The sequence below is a fragment of the Bradyrhizobium sp. AZCC 1588 genome (assembly GCF_036924735.1).
In the GTDB taxonomy this organism is placed as follows: Bacteria; Pseudomonadota; Alphaproteobacteria; order Rhizobiales; family Xanthobacteraceae; genus Bradyrhizobium.
The window spans coordinates 3,475,636-3,492,076 of the sequence record NZ_JAZHSC010000001.1 but is presented as its reverse complement, the minus strand read 5'-3'; the positions used below and the strand labels follow the sequence as shown (position 1 = coordinate 3,492,076).

Here is a 16,441-nt window from a genome sequence, read left to right as displayed (position 1 = left end):
CTCGAATGATTTCTGTCTTGTCCGGGAGGAAAGCCGTGAGCCCAGACCGATCGACCGTCGAAGCCGTGGTGCAGACCTATTTCGATGGCCTGTATGAAGGCGATGCCGACAAACTCGGCGCGATCTTCGACGCAAGTGCCGATTTGCGCTGGCTGGAGAAGGGCGAGTTGCAGGTGCTGACCGTACCGGACTGGCTCGACCGGGTACGCAAGCGGCCCTCCGCCAAGGCTGAAGGCAAGCCGCGCGAGGATTTCATCGTGACGATTGATCGCTCGGATGATCAGACCGCCTTCATCAAGGTGCGCTGCCAGTTGCCGCCGCGCTATTTCACCGACTATCTGGTGGCGATGAAATTGCGCGACGGCTGGAAAATCGTCTCGAAATCCTATCGCTACGATCTGCGCGAGTAATACTTACTCAGGCCTGCCCTACTCCGCTGCCGCGTTCCGCCCCGGCCCAACATAGCCCGCAGCCTCGCCGAACCGCTCGATCATGACAGCGGTGAGGTCCTTGGCTTTGTTGGTGACGCAGGCGCCGGAGCGCACGGCGTAGCGGTCCTGATGCTTCAGGTGCGGCGGCGCCTCGCCCTTCTGCAGCGCCCGGGCGGCATCCATCACGAGCTTACGGAAATGCATGATGCCGAGGTCGGTCGGGCCGAGATGTTCGCGGGTGCGGTCGGCGATCGGGCCCTGGCTGTCCTGCACGGCGGCATCCTGCTCGGACACGCCCTTGATGCCGGTGTAGCTATGGGTCTTCTGCAGCTTGCGATCGATCAGGTAGTCGTTCGACTTGTTGCGCAGCGGCACGTAATTCTCATCGACTTCCGAAATGACGCCGTTGCCGCGATCGTAGGCCTCACGCTCGGCATCCGTAATCGGCCGTTCCGGATTCCAGGCATAGGTATAGATCCAGCAATTGGTATCGGTGACCGGCACAAAGCTCTGACCAAAAATGTTCTCGCCCGGCATCGCGCTCGGCGCATAGGCATGCACCGGCATCAGGAACTGGGCGATGCGCCAGTAGATATTGTCGCTGCCGGTGAGACGCCCGCCAGCGATCGTCAGCCCGGCCTCATGCGGGTTGATCTTGATGACGGGGCGCGGATCTTCCGCGATCCAGCGCATATGGTCGGTCGCCACGCGTGTCAGCGGATTCACGAAGTGCTTCTTGATATCGAGGATCTCGTTCTCTTCCTTTTCGAAGGAGAGATGCGCGAAGGTGAAATGTGCGGTGTCGATCGAGCCTTCCAGTGCCTGTACCCAGTTGCAGTCCTGCCATTTCTTCGAAACGTAGCGATGCGAGGGCGGCACCAGCGCCATTTCCAGATCGGGCAGCTCGGGCACCTGATCGGCGGGACCCATATAGGCCCAGATCATCTCGCCCCACTCGCGCACCGGATAGGACTTGATGCGGATCAGGTCCTTGGCGTTGAGGTCGGGATAGGAGGTCGGCATGTCGACGCAGCGGCCCTCGGTGTCGAACTTCCAGCCGTGATAGACGCAGCGGATGCCGCACTCCTCGTTGCGGCCAAGCCAGAGATTGGCGCCGCGATGCGGGCAATATTGATCGATGACACCGACGACGCCGCTTGTATCGCGGAAGGCGAGCAGGTCCTCGCCCATGACGACAATCTTCTTCGGCGGACCGTCGGCCTCGGGTAACTCTTCCGACAGCAGCACCGGAATCCAGAAGCGGCGCAGCAGTTCGCCCATGCCGGTGCCTGCACCGCTCTCGGTGAGGAATTTGTTGTCTTCGGCGCGGAGCATGAGGGCCTCCCGATCTTGTTTTTGCTTTTACGGAAGACTGACGCGGGTGACCGATAACGTCAACGCTCATTCCACTCTCGTGTCCCGGCTCTGCAGTGCACGCTTTGCGATGCACTGCGTCCGGGGCACGATATGCCGCTTTACACCGGCCTCTCGCCCTTCACCGTCACCCGCGTGCCTGACCGCGTATGCGGCCAGTAGTCCCACATCGCGCGGTGCTGGGCGCAGCGGTTGTCCCAGAACGCGATGGCGTTTTCCGTCCAGCGGAAGCGGCACTGGAACAACGGATTTTCCGCGTGCTGGTAGAGATAGGCGAGCATGGCATCGCTCTCGTCGCGCGGGATGCCGATAATGTAACGGGTAAAGCCGCGATTGACGTAGAGCGCCTTCTTGCCAGTGACGGGATGCGTGCGCACCACGGGGTGTTCGGCACGCGGATATTCCGGCCTGTCGGCGACGCCATAGTTGGCGTAAAGCCCGCGATAGGTCTGCTCGCCGTCGTGCAAAGCGGTCAGCCCGTCGAGATAGGTCTTCATCCGGTCCGACAGCGCCTCATAGGCGGCGTACATGTTGGCAAACAGCGTATCGCCACCGCGTGGCGGGCATTGCTTGATGTAGAGGATCGATCCCATCGGCGGCTCGACGTCGCAGGACACGTCGGTGTGCCAGCCCTCGCCATTGGCGCGCGGCGAATCCTTGTCGGCATAGATCTTCATCAGCGCAGGGTCGCCCTCGTTGGGCGCCGCCGGATGCACATGCAGTTCACCGAACTTGCGCCCGAAAGCGAGATGTTGCTGCGGGGTGATATGCTGGTCGCGAAAGAAGATGACGAGGTTTTCGGCAAGCGCGCGATGGATTTCGTCCATCTGCCGGTTGGAGCGCGCGTCGTCCGAGACGAGCTTGCCGATATCAACGCCGGAGATTTCCGCGCCGATGATTGGCGTGAGTTTCTCGACCGCAATGGTCTCGTAAGGTTCGGCTTCGTCGGCGAGGTGGCGATAGCGCGGTCCCTGCTTGCCGGACAGCGAAGACATGGGCGTTCTCCGATGGCTTGTAGTTTTCAGCCATCGTAGCCCGCATGCGGCAACGCGAAATGCAGGTGGACGTATAGTCTGCTATGCAGGCAGACTGGCGGAGATACAAACCAATGGACCAGGATGATCAGTCAAACGAGCCTTCGATCCGTGCAACACCAAGCCGACGCGGACGTCATCCGCTGTTCGGGGCGTTGAAGGGTCTTACGTCCGTTCCGCGCGGGGTTGATTTGACCGCGCCGGCAGATCCCGAGTGGTGCAAGGTCTACGAGCAGCCCGATCGAAATTGACCGATTACTCCGCTGCGCTCACCGTGCTCTCCGGAGTCTTGCTGCCCTTGCCATAACGCTGGTCGATATAGTCAATCACCAGCGCCTTGAAGTCGGCGGCAATCGTGGGTCCGCGCAGGGTGCGGAACTTCTTGCCGTCGACGAACACGGGCGCCGCCGGCGCTTCGCCGGTGCCGGGCAGGGAGATGCCGATATTGGCGTGCTTGGATTCGCCCGGGCCGTTGACGATGCAGCCCATCACCGCGACGTTAAGCTGCTCGACGCCGGGATATTGCGTTTTCCAGGCCGGCATTTCCTCGCGGATGAAATCCTGGATCGAGCGCGCCAGCTCCTGGAACGTGGTCGAGGTGGTGCGGCCGCAGCCCGGGCATGCTGCGACCAGCGGCACAAAGGTGCGGAAGCCCATGGTCTGCAGCAATTCCTGCGCGACCTGAACTTCCAGCGTGCGGTCGCCGCCGGGCTCGGGCGTGAGCGAAATGCGGATGGTGTCGCCGATGCCGTCCTGCAGCAGGATGCCGAGCGCGGCGGATGAAGCCACGATGCCCTTCGATCCCATGCCGGCCTCGGTCAGGCCGAGGTGGATGGCGTAATCCGAGCGGCGCGCCAGCTCCTGATAGACCGCGATCAGATCCTGCACGGCGGAAACTTTTGCCGACAAAATCATGCGGTTCTTGGGCATGCCGAGCTCTTGGGCGCGGGCGGCCGACAGCAGCGCCGACTGCACCATGGCCTCGCGCGTCACCGCGCGCGCATCGCGCGGGTTCGCCGAGGCCGTGTTCTCGTCCATCAGCTTGGTCAGCAGCTCCTGGTCGAGCGAACCCCAATTGGCGCCGATGCGCACCGGCTTGTTGTTCTTGTTGGCGATCTCGATGATGTCGGCGAACTGCGTGTCGCGCTTGTTCTTGAAGCCGACATTGCCGGGATTAATCCGATACTTGTCGAGCGCTTCGGCACAGGCCGGATATTCGGCGAGCAGCTTGTGGCCGATATAATGGAAGTCACCGATCAGGGGCGTGGTGATGCCGCGCTTGCGCAGGCCGTCGCGGATGTGCGGAACGGCGGCAGCAGCTTCCTCGCGGTCGACGGTGATGCGCACCATCTCCGATCCGGCGCGCGACAGCGCCGCGACCTGCGCGATTGTGCCTTCGACATCGGCGGTGTCGGTATTGGTCATCGACTGCACGACGATCGGCGCCCCCCCGCCGACGGCAACATTGCCGACCATGACCTGGGTGGTTTTGTGCCGGGCCTTCGGGCCGGCGACGTCGTCTTGCGGGATTATTTCGGGCTTGTTCATGGGGCCTCGAATATCAGGTTTTGGTGACATGTACCAAGGGGGCGGCGAAGGCAGTGTGCGCCTTGTCACATAGCGGATTTTTATCTTGTGTGTTCAACAGCTTAGGTCAGCCGCAGCGACCGAAAGCAGGGCAAAAGACCTCGTCTTTCGTTAACCGCTATATTGGACAGGAATCACCGAATTGAAAGGGCGAGCGCACTTTCCGGCCGCCTTTTCATGGCCCGATGCAAGCCCTAGCATCGCCGAAACATAAATAATGGGAGGCGGGTATGCCGGCGCGAAACGAGCTGATCACGACGGCGGAACTCACCGACCTTCTCAGTCAGCCCGATCTGCGCCTGTTCGATTGCACCACCTACCTCGAACCCGCCCCTGAAGGCTCCAGCCTACCCTATCTCACCGTGCCGGGCCGGCACAGCTTCGAGGCCGGACATATTCCGGGCGCGGACTTTCTCGATCTGCAGGGCGAGTTCTCCGATCCCGATACCGAACTTCGCTTCATGATGCCGGATGTGGCGCGGCTCGAACGGGCGTTCGGCCGCCATGGCGTTTCAAATCAAAGCCGGGTCGTGCTGTACAGCATCGGCACGCCGATGTGGGCAACGCGGTTCTGGTGGATGCTCAGATCGCTCGGCTTCGAGAACGTCGCGGTGCTCGATGGCGGTCTCGACAAATGGAAGTTCGAGGGACGCCCGCTCGAAACCGGGCCGGCGAAGGGATACGAGCCTGCAACATTCACGGCCAATCCGAGGCCAGGTTTCTTCGTCGACAAGCACGAAACGCTTGCCGCTACGTCCGAGCGAGGCACCGTCATCGTCAACGCGCTCGGTCCGCAGTTTCACAAGGGCCTCGAGCCAAGCCGCTACGGCCGCCCCGGCCGTGTGCCCGGCAGTTGCAACGTGTCGGCCGCGACGCTGCTCGACCCCAAGACCAAGGCCTTCGTGCCGCTTGCGGAGGCCGAAGCCAAGTTCAACGCGCAGGGCATCACCAAAGGCAAGCGCGTCGTCGCCTATTGCGGCGGCGGCATTTCGGCGACGGTCGACCTGTTCCTGCTGCACCAGCTCGGTTACGACAACCTCACCCTTTACGATGGCTCGATGGGCGAATGGGCCAAGGATGCGTCGCTGCCGATCGAGACGGGGTAGAACATAGACCCGCGCTCCTTCCACGTCATTGCGAGGAGCGGCAGCGACGAAGCAATCCATCTTTCAGCGCGCGCGGAAGGATGGATTGCTTCGCTTCGCTCGCAATGACGGTGAGGGCTTGTGCTTTGCGTACCTGTGGAATGACGGAAAGAATCACGCCGGCACGTTCGGATCCGGCACCACCTTCGGATCGGGCTTGTTGACGAGATAGAGCCCGGCAATGACAAGCAGCGCCGCAATACCGAAGGCAATGGTCAGCGTGTCGTGCAGGATGAAATAGGCGGCGACGACACCGAACAATGGCGTGACGAAGGTGAACGACGACAGTTTGTTGGCTGAATAGGTCTTCACCAGCGCGAACCACAGCACGAAGGTGCAGCCCACCACCCAGATCGCCTGATAAGCCAACAACGAAATCGACAATGTGCGCGGCATGTGGGTGATCGTCTCGCCGAACAGCAGGGATGCACAGCCCAGGATCGGGATCGATACGGCCACCTGATAGCTGAGCGCCTTTTCCGGAGCTGCGTTGCGAAGCCGCGTGCCCTTGGCGATCAGCGTGGTCGCGCCCCACAGCGCGCCGCCGCCGACCACAAGCAGGTCGCCCAGCAACACTTTTGCGTCGACGTTCGCCTGCGGTACGCCGATCGCCAGCGCGACACCGGCAAAGCTCAGGCCCAGCCCACCCCATTGCATCATGCTCAGGCGCTCGCCGAGAAACTGGTAGGAGCCGAGCGCCACGAAGAACGGTGCGGTGTACAGGAACACGGCGGCGCGCGACGCCGATGTGAACACCAATCCGCTGAAGATCAGCACGAATTCGATACCGAACAACGTGCCCGCCAGCAGGCCGGGACCGAGCGAGCCGTCGCGCTCGAGAAATTTCACGCCGCGCAGCCAACCGGCCAGCAGCATCACCGGCAACGCGCCGGCCGAGCGGATCAAGGCCTGCAGCATCGGCGGCACATCGGGCAGCGTTAGCTTCACCGCAATCTGGTTGAAGCCCCAGCTCAGGCACAACATCAGCATCAAGGCGATGGCCCCCGGGGTGAGCGCACGCCCGGCGGAAGGTTCTACTGGCTTGGATGACATCAATCCTCGTGGCCGGCTTGGCGCCGTATTCTCGTTATTTCTGGCAATGCGCGCAGATGCCGGCGATCTCGACGACAGAGAGCTTTGGCGCGAATCCGGATGCGCGCGCCGCCGCATTGAGGCTTTGCGCCACGGGGGCTGCGGGAATTTCGCCGACCGAGCCGCACAGATCGCAGATCAAAAACGCCACCATTGAGGTCTCGTCATGATCATGCGCGCAGGCAAGGAACGCATTGCGGCTCTCGATGCGGTGGACGAGGCCGTTTTCCATCAGGAAATCGAGCGCGCGGTAGACCGTGATCGGCGCCGGCCGCGGCATCGATTTGGCGAGCTCGTCGATCACCTCATAGGCGCCGAGCGGGCGGTGGCTCGACAGTAGCGCCTGCAGCACCTGACGCCGGATCGGGGTAAATTTCTGCGCCCGCCGCGCGCAAACCTGTTCGGCATGCGCGATCGCGTCCGCAGTGCAGCGGCCGTGATCGTGGTCGGGCGCAGGAAATGTCGGCTTTGTCAGGCTCATATCAGGCCTTTGTACCAGTTTGAGGGCCAATCCTAAAGCCCGCGCACGCATTGATTCCCAGCCATGTGCAGGAAGCGGATCAGGCCATTATTAACTCGGCGTGCAGAATTCATAAGCAAGCTTATTGTATCGCAAGCTTATGGGAGGCTTTGGGCATGCGCGGTTCCGTGGACATGAACTTCCTGTTTACGCTTGGCGAGGTGCAACGGATGGTGCGCGCCTATGCCGACCGCCAGGCGGCGCGCTATGGCATCACCCGTGCGCAATGGGCCGTGCTGGCCAAGGTCGAGCGCGCCGAGGGCCTCAAGCAGTCGGAACTTGCCGAACAGATGGAGATGCAGCCGATCACGCTGACGCGGCTGATCGACAAGCTCTGCGACAATGGCTGGATCGAACGCCGCGGCGACGAGAATGACCGCCGCGTCAACCGCCTCTATCTGCGCAAAGCCGCGCGGCCGCTGCTCGGCAAGCTCGCCGGGCTTCGCTCCGAACTGACGGCGACCGCGCTCGACGGCATCAATCCCGCCGACGCCCACCGCCTGCTCGACCAACTCGATCTGATCAAGGAAAACGTTCGCAACGCGATCCAGAATCCGGCCGGCGAACCTCCCAGAAAGGAGCAGCGCTATGGCTGATCCCGTCCTCAAATTCCCGCCCGAGCAGAAGGGCGCCCCCGCGGCGCCGTCACGGCCGAAACTCGCGGCCGAGCCGCGCCGCCGGCTGATGGCCGGCATGCGGCGCTACCGGCGCTTCCTGCTGTTGGTGGTGTTGCCATTGGTTGCGCTGGTCACCGGCGTGACGTTCTATCTCAACGGCGGCCGCTACGTGACTACCGACGACGCCTATGTCGGCGCGCAGAAGGTTCTGATCACGCCCGACATCTCCGGCAAGATCGAGAAGGTCGTGGTGAAGGAAGGCCAGCAGGTCAATCCAGGCGACGTGCTGTTCGAAATCGATCCGGTGCCGTTCCGCCTCGCCGTGGCGCAGGCCAAGGCCAACCTCGCGCAAACCAAGGTCACCTATGACAATCTGATCGCCGACCTGAAAATCTATGGCCAGATGAGCGAACTCTCGCAGCAAGGCATGGAGCTGAAGCGGCGTGACGTGGAGCGCAAGTCTTCGCTGGTGAAGAACAATTTCGGCTCGCAGCTCGACCTCGACAATGCGTCGACCGCCCTCGTCACCGCGAGCGCCCAGTTCCAGTTGCTGCAGCAGAAGATCGCGACCGCAAAAGCCCAACTGCTCGGCAATCCCGATCTGCCGCTCGGGGAATTCCCGCCCTATGCCCAGGCCAAGGCCGCGCTCGACCAGGCCCAGCGCAATCTCGACCACACCGTGATGCGCGCGCCGATGGCCGGTATTGCCACCCAGGTCGAGCAGATCCAGCTCGGCCGCTTCGTCACGGCCGGCACGCCGGTGTTCAGTATCATCGACACCTCGAACCCGTGGGTCGACGCCAATCCGAAGGAGTCCGATTTCACCTATGTTGCGGTCGGCCAGTTGGTCACGCTCGAGGTCGATGCGTTCCCCAATCACCCCTTCAAGGGCACGGTCGGCTCGCTCTCGCCCGGCACCGGCGCGCAGTTCGCGATCCTGCCGCCGCAGAACGCGTCGGGCAATTTCGTCAAGGTGGTGCAGCGCGTGCCGGTGCGGATCTATTTCGACAACAACGACAAATTCGTCCGCAAGCTGAAGGCCGGCATGAGCGTCTACGCCACCATCGACACCAACCATCGGCGCTCGCTCTCAGCCCTGCTCGGCCTGTCGCCGGCGACGGCGAACCAGGACCACGATTAGCACCATGGCGACGCCGGGCCAGCCATCGGCATCCGTTCCCGGCCTGCGCCGGAACATGGTGACGATCTGCGCCATGACGGCGACCATCATGCAGGCGCTCGACACGACGATCGCCAACGTCGCGCTGCCCTACATGCAGGGCACGCTGTCGGCGTCGCAGGACCAGATCAACTGGGTGCTGACGTCCTACATCGTCGCCGCCGCGATCATGACCGCGCCGGTCGGGTGGATCGCCAACCGTTTCGGCAGCAAGCGCATCTTCATCATCTGCTCGGCCGGCTTCACCATCGCCTCGGTGATGTGCGGGCTGGCGCAGGACATCGGCCAGATGGTGGTGTTTCGTCTGCTGCAAGGCGTGTTCGGCGCGGCGCTGGTGCCGCTGTCGCAGGCCGTGATGCTCGATTCCTACGCGCTGCACGAACGCGCCAAAGCAATGGCGATCTGGGGCATGGGGGTGATGATGGGCCCGATCATGGGCCCGTCGCTCGGCGCCTGGCTGACGGAAACCTATTCCTGGCACTGGGTGTTCTTCGTCAACCTGCCGTTCGGCATTATCACCGTGCTCGGCCTCGTCATCTTCATGGACGAGACCAAGAAGGACGTCGAGCTGCGGTTCGACTGGTTCGGCTTCACCGCACTCGCGATCGCCATCGGCGCGCTGCAGCTCGCGCTCGACCGCGGCGAACAGCTCGGCTGGCTGGAATCCAACGAGATCATCGCCGAATTCATCATCGCCGGTATCGGCTTCTATTATTTCCTGGCGCATTCGCTAACCACGTCGCATCCGTTCATCCAGTTCGCGCTGTTCAAGGACAAGAATTTCGTCGGCGGCTGCGTATTCATGGCCGTGATGGGACTGGTGCTGTTCTCGACCATGGCGCTGTCATCACCGTTCCTGCAGAACGTGATCGGCTATCCCATCATCACCGCGGGCCTTCTGCTGGCAAGCCGCGGCTGCGGCACATTCGTCGCGATGATGCTGGTCGGCCGCATGATGCGCCATATCGAAGCGCGGACGCTGATCATCTCCGGACTTGGCATCACTTGCCTGTCGCTGTTCTACATGACCGCCTGGACCGACCAGACCGGCGTTGCCGAGATCGTGATCATCAGCGTGGTCCAGGGCTTTGGCTTCGGCCTGGTATTCGTGCCGCTCTCCACGGTGGCGTTCCTGACGCTACCCAATCATCTGCGCACCGACGGCACCTCGATGCTGACCTTGATGCGCAATGTCGCCAGCTCGATCGGGATCTCGCTCGTGATCTCGCAACTGACGCAAGGCACGCGCTACACCTACGCGGTCCTCTCGGAGCACATCAACCCCTTCAATCACGCCCTGCGGATGCCTGCCGTAAGCGGCATGATCGATCTCGCCACCGACAAGGGCCGCGCCATGGCGGATATGATGGTCAAGGCGCAGGCGCAGATCATCGCGTTCTCGTACGACTACCAGCTCGTGATGATCTTCACCGCCTGCGCCATCCCGCTCGCCATCATGATCGGCTCGACCAAGGCAACGCTGCGCGAGCAGTCGACCGCGCCGGATCATGCGGTGATGGAGTAGGCCCGCCATTCGGAGCGCCCGCGTTACGGCCGCGCCGGTGCTGAAAGCGCGTCGAGCCGGACGTAGCTCGCTTCCATTCCCTGCTCCATGCCGGTCGCCAGCATCGTGGCGCGCGTCGCAGCATCTGGCAGCGTCATTCGCATGGTCATCAAGGTGCCGGCTCCGTCCGGTGCGAAGTTGGTTTCGACATGATTGTCAGGTGTCGGGTCCGGCAGATGCATCCGTTCGACATGTACGAGGCGGCTGAACGGCACAACTTCGATAAATTCACCGGTCAGGTGGAAGCCACCGCCCTTGCCGTCGCTCCATTCGTACCGGATCTTGCCGCCCGGGCGTGCCTCGTTGACGCAGACCGGCATCGTCCAGCCTTCCGGACCAAGCAGCCACTTCTGGATCAGCGCCGGCTCGGTGTGCGCGCGAAACACCGCCTCCGGCGTGGCGGCAAAGCGCCTGGTAACCACGACGTGGGTGTCGCCTTCGGTCTTCAGCGTCAACTTACTCATGGGATTGCCTTTCACTCTTTGGTTTTCATTTCGGCCAGCACGTCGTCCAACCGGTTGTAGTTTGCCGCGAGCGTCTGCCGCAGCATCGCAAGCCATTGGTCGATCTCGGCTACGGCCGCCGGCGCCAGCCGGCATGGCCGTTTCGTGCCGTCGACGCGGCGCAGAATAAGGCCGGCGCCTTCGAGGACCTTGAGGTGGCGGGAGATGGCGGGCTGCGTCATCTCGAACGGCTCAGCCAATTCCGTGACGGTGGCCTCGCCTAGCGCAAGGCGCGCCAGGATCGCCCGGCGAGTCGGGTCGGCCAGCGCGGAAAAGGCAGCATCAAGGTTCGACATCGTAGATCTCAAGTCAGTTATATAACAGATATATTATATAACTCAGCTGTTATGTCAATGGTGAAATCTGGAAACCCGGCAGCCATGGCTCACCGCCCGCGTTGGACACGCGGCCGGTTGACCTTTGTTCCGGCCGGCTACTTAGGTTGATATCAGCAAGACCGAGGCGCTCGAGTTCTTCAGAACGGCAGATGCAACGCCTCCAAAGCTGAGAGTCTCGCCTTGTATGCGGTCGACTCCGAGGACAACCAGATCAGCGCCGCTGCTTTCGATTTCGCGCAGGATCGCGTGCTCGGGTGATACGCCGGCGCGGATCGCCGTCGTTGCCTCGATGCCGTAGTGTGCAGCAAGCGAACCGGCGGCTTTCAGGATCGCCTCCCGTTGCGGCAATGAAATATTGGCACCGCCATGTCCTCCCCGATCCCTGGTCGTAGCGACATGGATGAACCGGACCGATGTCGAACCCGGGCGGGCCAGCGCAATTGCCACTTCGGCACCCCGGCGCGAGATGCCGCTACCCGACACGGGGACCAGAATCCTGAATGAAGAGCTTGCCGCGGGCTGCTTGAGATGGCTGCCCCTGGCGGCGACGATTGCGAGCGGGCCATCGAAGCCTGATGTAGCGTTCTCGATTCTTTCATCAAACCCGTTCCTGGTCCCGATCACCTTTTCCATTCCGACAATCAGCAGATCGAACCCCTTCCGGGCCTCGTCGATGACGGCATCCGCCGGCCTTTTGCTCTTGGCGCGCGTCGTGACGTCGATCTCACGCGCGGCCTCGTCCGGGCCGGAATCGACGATGCTCCTTGCCGCGCTCCTCACCGCGCTTTCAGGGCTTTCTTCCTCGTCGCGCTTTCTTTCCTGACGCTTCGCACGGGCGCCGATATGCAGCACGGTGATCGGAATACCCCGCGCGCCCGCAAGGAGGCCTGCGAGATGGGATGCAAACTTCGCGTTGGCACTCTCGTCCACCGCAAGCAGCAGACGCTGCAGATTGGCGGTAAATCCTTTCTCTTCCAGTTCCTCCCGTTCGAGCCTCTCCTTCTCGTCCGCCTTCATGGGAAGCCGCGACAGCGCGGCGCGCAGCATCGGCGGCATGGCGATCGTGGTCAGGATCGCCATGGTGACGATCATCGAGAACAGGTTCTGGCTCAACACGCCCATGGAAAGGCCGATGCTGGCGATGATGACCTCCGTCGACCCTCGCGCATTCATGCCGCTTGCCAGCGCAAAGCACTCGTAGCGGTTCATTCCGCCGAGACTGCCGCCGACGTAGGCGCCGCCGAATTTTCCAATGCTTGCAATCAGCACCAGCAGCGCCGTGAGCCATAGCAAATTCGGATCCTTCAGAACCGTCAGGTCCGCGTTCAATCCCGCCAGGCCGAAGAATACCGGCATGAACAGGCTGGTGATCAGCCCGCGCAATCGCTCGTCGATCTGCCGGGTCAGGATCGGCGATTCGCCGACCAGCACGCCGGCGACAAACGCGCCGAGCACTGTGTGCACGCCGATCGCATGGGTGATCAGGGCCATGCCGCCCATCAGCAGGAGGATCACCGTGATCACGGCGGACGCGCTGACCAGCGTATCGTTGGCCCAGCGAATCAGCCGAAACGCCAGCCGCCGCCCGATCGTGAAACTGACGGCGAGGAAGATCAGCGTCCCCAGCACCGCCTGCCCCACCGAGATCAGGTCGAACGTGCCCTGCGAGGCAAGGCTGAAGATCACCGCAATGATGATCCAGCCGATCGTGTCATCGATGATCGCCGTCGCGATGATGATCTGACCGACATTGCGGCGCATGAAATTCATCTCGCGAACGACGACGGCGACGATCTTCACCGAAGAAATCGATAGCGCCGTGCCCAGAAACACCGAGGCGACCAAGCGTGCCTCCGGATGCGGAAGCAGGCTGTCGGGCAGGATTTGCCCGAGCAAAAAGCCGCACAGGAAGGGAACGACGATGCCGGCTATGGAAACGATGATCGCGGCCCTGCCGACTTTCCTGACCAGTTTCAGATCGGTTTCCATTCCCGTCAGCAGCAGCAACAACAGAATGCCGAACTGGGCGAGACCTTCGATCAGGGCCTTCTGCTCAGGGGAGGGCGGAAAGATCGCCGCGTGCGCCGAGGGCCAGACCCATCCGAACAGCGACGGGCCGAGCAGCAGCCCTGCGAGCAGTTCGCCGATCACCGACGGCTGGCCGATGCGCTGCATGATCTCGCCGAGCCCGCGGCCGATCGTGATCAACAGCACGATCTGAAGGATGAGGATGAATTCGGAGGGACGTGCGGCGTCTTCGGCCGCCTCGGCCAGCGTGGCCGTCAGCACCACGACGGGAATAACCCACAGTGTCAGCCGGGCCGACCCCCGCTTCATCGGTCATCATCCTCCGGAACGGCGTCGACAGCCTTCCCAGAGGTGAACTTTCCGAAGCCGCGCGCGTTCCCGCGGGTTTTTTGTGGCCGCAGAATTCGCGGCCGCTCAAGCCCGTGGCATGGTCAGCGGCCGGGATTCCCGGGTCTGGGCGGCGAGCCTGATCGCGGCGTTGGCAGCGCCGAAGCCGTGATAGTCGCGCCGCTCGACGATCTCGAAGAAAAACCGCTCGTCGAAGGCGTGGGTATAGACTTGGAAGAATTCACCCTCGCCTTCGCGATCGTAGAGAATCTGGTTGTCGCGGAGCGCCGCCATCGTCGAGGCGTCGAGGCCGTATTTGGCCTCGAGATCGTCGTAGTAATTGTCGGGAATCTTCAGGAAATCTGCACCCCGCGCGCGCATGTCGGCCACGGCCGCAAAGATATCGCGGCAGGAGAACGCGACGTGCTGGACGCCGGAGCCGAAGAATTCGTGGATGAAGCGGGCCGACAGCGTGCGCGTCGCCGACGAACCGTTCAGAACCACCCGCAGGTTTTCGTTGGCGTTGATCAGCGCCTGGCTTTGCACCAGGCCAACCGGATCGGCGATCTCGAACTGCGGCAGGCGCTTCAGATCGAGAATGCCGGTATAGAACAAGAGCCACGACAGCATCTCGTCGTAAGGCATCGACTGCGAGATGTGGTCGACCGCATCGAGCTGGTCCCCCGCCGCATCGCTGTGCAGCGGCTCGAAATCGAGATCCCAATTCTTGCCGGCCTCCTCCAGGAAATACAGCAGGCTACCGCCGACGCCGCGGATCGCGGGAATCTCGAGTTCGCCCGGCCCGACCGGCTGGTAGAAGGTCCGCGCCTGCAACGCCTCCGCGCGCGCCATGGTCCTGCCGGCATCCTCCACGTCAACCGCGATGGCGCAGACGCCAGGACCATGCGCAACAAAATGCGAATGCGCAAAACCATCAGGCTCGCAATTGATCACGAGATCGACATGGCCCTGCGACCAGCGCTCGACGTCCTTGCTGCGATGAACGCCGGTCTTGCGAAAGCCGAGTTGACCGAACAGCGCGGCGAGGTCCCGGGCCTTTTCTTCGCTGAGGGCAAATTCAATGAAGCCGACGCCGCGGCTGCACGCCTTCGGCTGCAGCGGCGTGGCCGTAGCGGGCGACGCCACGCCGCGCACTTCATCCTCAAGCAGAATGAGCGAGCGCAGCCCGTCGGTTGCGGTGCGGACCGCGGAGCCGGCGCGAAACTGGTCGTTGAATATCTCCAGCGACAGCGGGCCGGCATAGCCGGTGGCGAGCACGTCTTTAACGAACTGCGCGACCGGCAGGTCACCCTGCCCCGGGAAGCAGCGGAAATGCCGGCTCCAGGACAAGACGTCGAGGCCAAGTTTTGGCGCATCGGCGAGTTGCACCAGAAAGATCTTGTCGGCCGGGATCGATTGGATCGGTATCGTCGGAAACGACGGCGCCAGTGCGTGAAAACTGTCGAGAATGATGCCGATCGATTTGCGGTCGGCACGCCGCACGATCTCCCAGGCATCGCGGTAGTCGTTGACGTGAAGTCCCCAGGCGAGCGCCTCATAGCCGACGCGCAAGCCGCGCGCGGCGGCCCGCTCACCAAGTTCGCGAAAATCGGCAGCCGCGCGATCGATGCCGCCGAGCGAGGCTGGCGATATGTTGCTGCAGATCAGCATCAAGTCGGCCTGTAATTCCTGCATCAGGTCGAACTTGCGTTCTGCGCGCGCAAAATTGCGCTCTCGCTGCGGCTCCAGCATGCCCTCGAAGTCACGGAACGGCTGGAACGCGCAGATCGACAGCCCGAGATCCCGGCACATCTGGCCGACGTCGCGCGGACTGCCGCTGAATGACAGCAGGTCATTCTCGAAGATCTCGACCGCGTCGAACCCGGCGTCGGCGATCGCGCGCAGCTTTTCGTCGAGCGCGCCACTAAGCGAGACGGTTGCGATCGAGCGCTTGTTCATGCCGCACTCTCCGTCATGGCGCCGCCGAGGAACAATTGTCCGATGCGTGGATCGTTCAGCACGCGCTCGGCCGTGTCGACGAGCCGGGTCTGGCCGAGCTCGAGCACGATGCCGTAGTCGGATATCTCCAGCGCCGAACGCGCGTTCTGCTCGATCATCAGGATCGATACGCCGCGGTCGCGCAATTCCTTCAATATGTTGAAGGTCTGCTGCACCATCAGCGGCGAGAGCCCGATCGACGGCTCATCGATCAGCACGAGCTGTGGATTGAGCAGCAGTCCGCGGACGATTTCGAGCTGCTTCTGCTCGCCGCCCGACAGCGTGGACGCCTGCTGCGTCGCCCTCTTGCGCAGCGCGGGGAATTTATCGAGCGACGCCTCGATCCTCGCAGGCAGATCGGTGATGTCGCGCCCCGCGACGACGGCGCCGAGCTGAATGTTGTCGCGCACGGACAGTTCGGGAAAGATATTGCGCCCCTGCGGCACGTAGCAGATGCCTGATGTCAGCAATTCGCGCTGGCTCAGCCCGGTGACATCCTTTCCCCTAAACAGAATCCTGCCTTCGCGCAGCTTTAACAAGCCGAAGATCGCCTTGAACACCGTGGATTTGCCGGCGCCGTTCGGCCCGATCACGGTCGTGATGGAGCCCGCCGGCACCGAGAAGCTGGTGCCGTTGAGGATCGTCATCTTGCCGTAGCCGCCGACGAGACCTTGAACCTCCAGGATGGGATCGCTCATGGCCT

The 16,441-nt window shown here is 62.7% G+C and carries 15 protein-coding genes; 5 read left to right on the top strand and 10 right to left on the bottom strand.

The window, feature by feature from the left end:
• The first annotated feature begins 35 nt into the window (after positions 1 to 35).
• Positions 36 to 410, top strand: coding sequence for a nuclear transport factor 2 family protein (locus V1277_RS16315; protein ID WP_334417218.1), 375 nt, complete (start codon positions 36 to 38; stop codon positions 408 to 410).
• 18 nt (positions 411 to 428) lie between these two features.
• Here the strand turns inward: V1277_RS16315 and V1277_RS16310 are convergent, their stop codons facing one another.
• The 3 genes from V1277_RS16310 to ispG all read right to left on the bottom strand — a co-directional run bounded on the left by V1277_RS16310 (position 429) and on the right by ispG (position 4,387).
• Positions 429 to 1,766, bottom strand: coding sequence for a Rieske 2Fe-2S domain-containing protein (locus V1277_RS16310; protein WP_334417217.1), 1,338 nt, complete (start codon positions 1,764 to 1,766; stop codon positions 429 to 431).
• 140 nt (positions 1,767 to 1,906) lie between these two features.
• The gene (locus V1277_RS16305; RefSeq protein WP_334417216.1) at positions 1,907 to 2,800 is read right to left on the bottom strand and encodes a TauD/TfdA dioxygenase family protein; all 894 of its coding nucleotides are present in this window, start codon (positions 2,798 to 2,800) and stop codon (positions 1,907 to 1,909) included.
• Between the two features lie 294 nt (positions 2,801 to 3,094).
• Complete coding sequence (gene ispG / locus V1277_RS16300) at positions 3,095 to 4,387, bottom strand: flavodoxin-dependent (E)-4-hydroxy-3-methylbut-2-enyl-diphosphate synthase (RefSeq protein WP_334417214.1); 1,293 nt, start codon at positions 4,385 to 4,387, stop codon at positions 3,095 to 3,097.
• Positions 4,388 to 4,656: 269 nt separating this feature from the next.
• On the opposite strand from ispG, the gene V1277_RS16295 reads away from it, so the two are divergent.
• Positions 4,657 to 5,532, top strand: a complete 876-nt coding sequence (locus V1277_RS16295) for a sulfurtransferase (protein WP_334417212.1) — start codon at positions 4,657 to 4,659, stop codon at positions 5,530 to 5,532.
• A gap of 153 nt (positions 5,533 to 5,685) precedes the next feature.
• On the opposite strand, the gene V1277_RS16290 is transcribed toward V1277_RS16295, so the two are convergent.
• Both V1277_RS16290 and V1277_RS16285 read right to left on the bottom strand, forming a co-directional pair.
• On the bottom strand, positions 5,686 to 6,624 hold the full coding sequence (locus V1277_RS16290; protein WP_334417210.1) for a DMT family transporter: 939 nt from the start codon (positions 6,622 to 6,624) through the stop codon (positions 5,686 to 5,688).
• 34 nt (positions 6,625 to 6,658) lie between these two features.
• Positions 6,659 to 7,144, bottom strand: a complete 486-nt coding sequence (locus V1277_RS16285) for a Fur family transcriptional regulator (RefSeq protein ID WP_334417208.1) — start codon at positions 7,142 to 7,144, stop codon at positions 6,659 to 6,661.
• Positions 7,145 to 7,299: 155 nt separating this feature from the next.
• On the opposite strand from V1277_RS16285, the gene V1277_RS16280 reads away from it, so the two are divergent.
• From V1277_RS16280 to V1277_RS16270, 3 genes are read left to right on the top strand one after another with little or no spacing between them, the layout of a single operon-like run.
• Positions 7,300 to 7,779: a MarR family winged helix-turn-helix transcriptional regulator gene (locus tag V1277_RS16280; RefSeq protein ID WP_334417206.1), complete on the top strand. Its 480-nt coding sequence runs from the start codon at positions 7,300 to 7,302 to the stop codon at positions 7,777 to 7,779.
• A complete protein-coding gene (locus tag V1277_RS16275; protein WP_334417204.1) occupies positions 7,772 to 8,941 on the top strand; it encodes an HlyD family secretion protein in 1,170 nt (389 codons plus the stop codon). The genes V1277_RS16280 and V1277_RS16275 overlap by 8 nt, the downstream gene beginning before the upstream one ends.
• A 4-nt stretch (positions 8,942 to 8,945) precedes the next feature.
• Positions 8,946 to 10,505: an MDR family MFS transporter gene (locus V1277_RS16270; protein ID WP_334417202.1), complete on the top strand. Its 1,560-nt coding sequence runs from the start codon at positions 8,946 to 8,948 to the stop codon at positions 10,503 to 10,505.
• A 23-nt stretch (positions 10,506 to 10,528) separates the two neighbouring features.
• On the opposite strand, the gene V1277_RS16265 is transcribed toward V1277_RS16270, so the two are convergent.
• The 5 genes from V1277_RS16265 to V1277_RS16245 form a co-directional block, all read right to left on the bottom strand.
• A complete protein-coding gene (locus V1277_RS16265; RefSeq protein ID WP_334417201.1) occupies positions 10,529 to 11,008 on the bottom strand; it encodes an SRPBCC domain-containing protein in 480 nt (159 codons plus the stop codon).
• A gap of 11 nt (positions 11,009 to 11,019) precedes the next feature.
• Positions 11,020 to 11,343: an ArsR/SmtB family transcription factor gene (locus V1277_RS16260; RefSeq protein WP_334417200.1), complete on the bottom strand. Its 324-nt coding sequence runs from the start codon at positions 11,341 to 11,343 to the stop codon at positions 11,020 to 11,022.
• 141 nt (positions 11,344 to 11,484) lie between these two features.
• Positions 11,485 to 13,722 carry a cation:proton antiporter domain-containing protein gene (locus V1277_RS16255; RefSeq protein WP_334417199.1) on the bottom strand — a complete coding sequence of 746 codons (2,238 nt, stop codon included), beginning with the start codon at positions 13,720 to 13,722 and terminating at the stop codon, positions 11,485 to 11,487.
• 105 nt (positions 13,723 to 13,827) lie between these two features.
• Complete coding sequence (locus tag V1277_RS16250; protein WP_334417198.1) at positions 13,828 to 15,699, bottom strand: bifunctional sugar phosphate isomerase/epimerase/4-hydroxyphenylpyruvate dioxygenase family protein; 1,872 nt, start codon at positions 15,697 to 15,699, stop codon at positions 13,828 to 13,830.
• Positions 15,696 to 16,436 carry an ABC transporter ATP-binding protein gene (locus V1277_RS16245; RefSeq protein ID WP_334417197.1) on the bottom strand — a complete coding sequence of 247 codons (741 nt, stop codon included), beginning with the start codon at positions 16,434 to 16,436 and terminating at the stop codon, positions 15,696 to 15,698. Before V1277_RS16245 ends, V1277_RS16250 begins: the two co-directional genes overlap by 4 nt.
• Positions 16,437 to 16,441 lie beyond the last annotated feature (5 nt).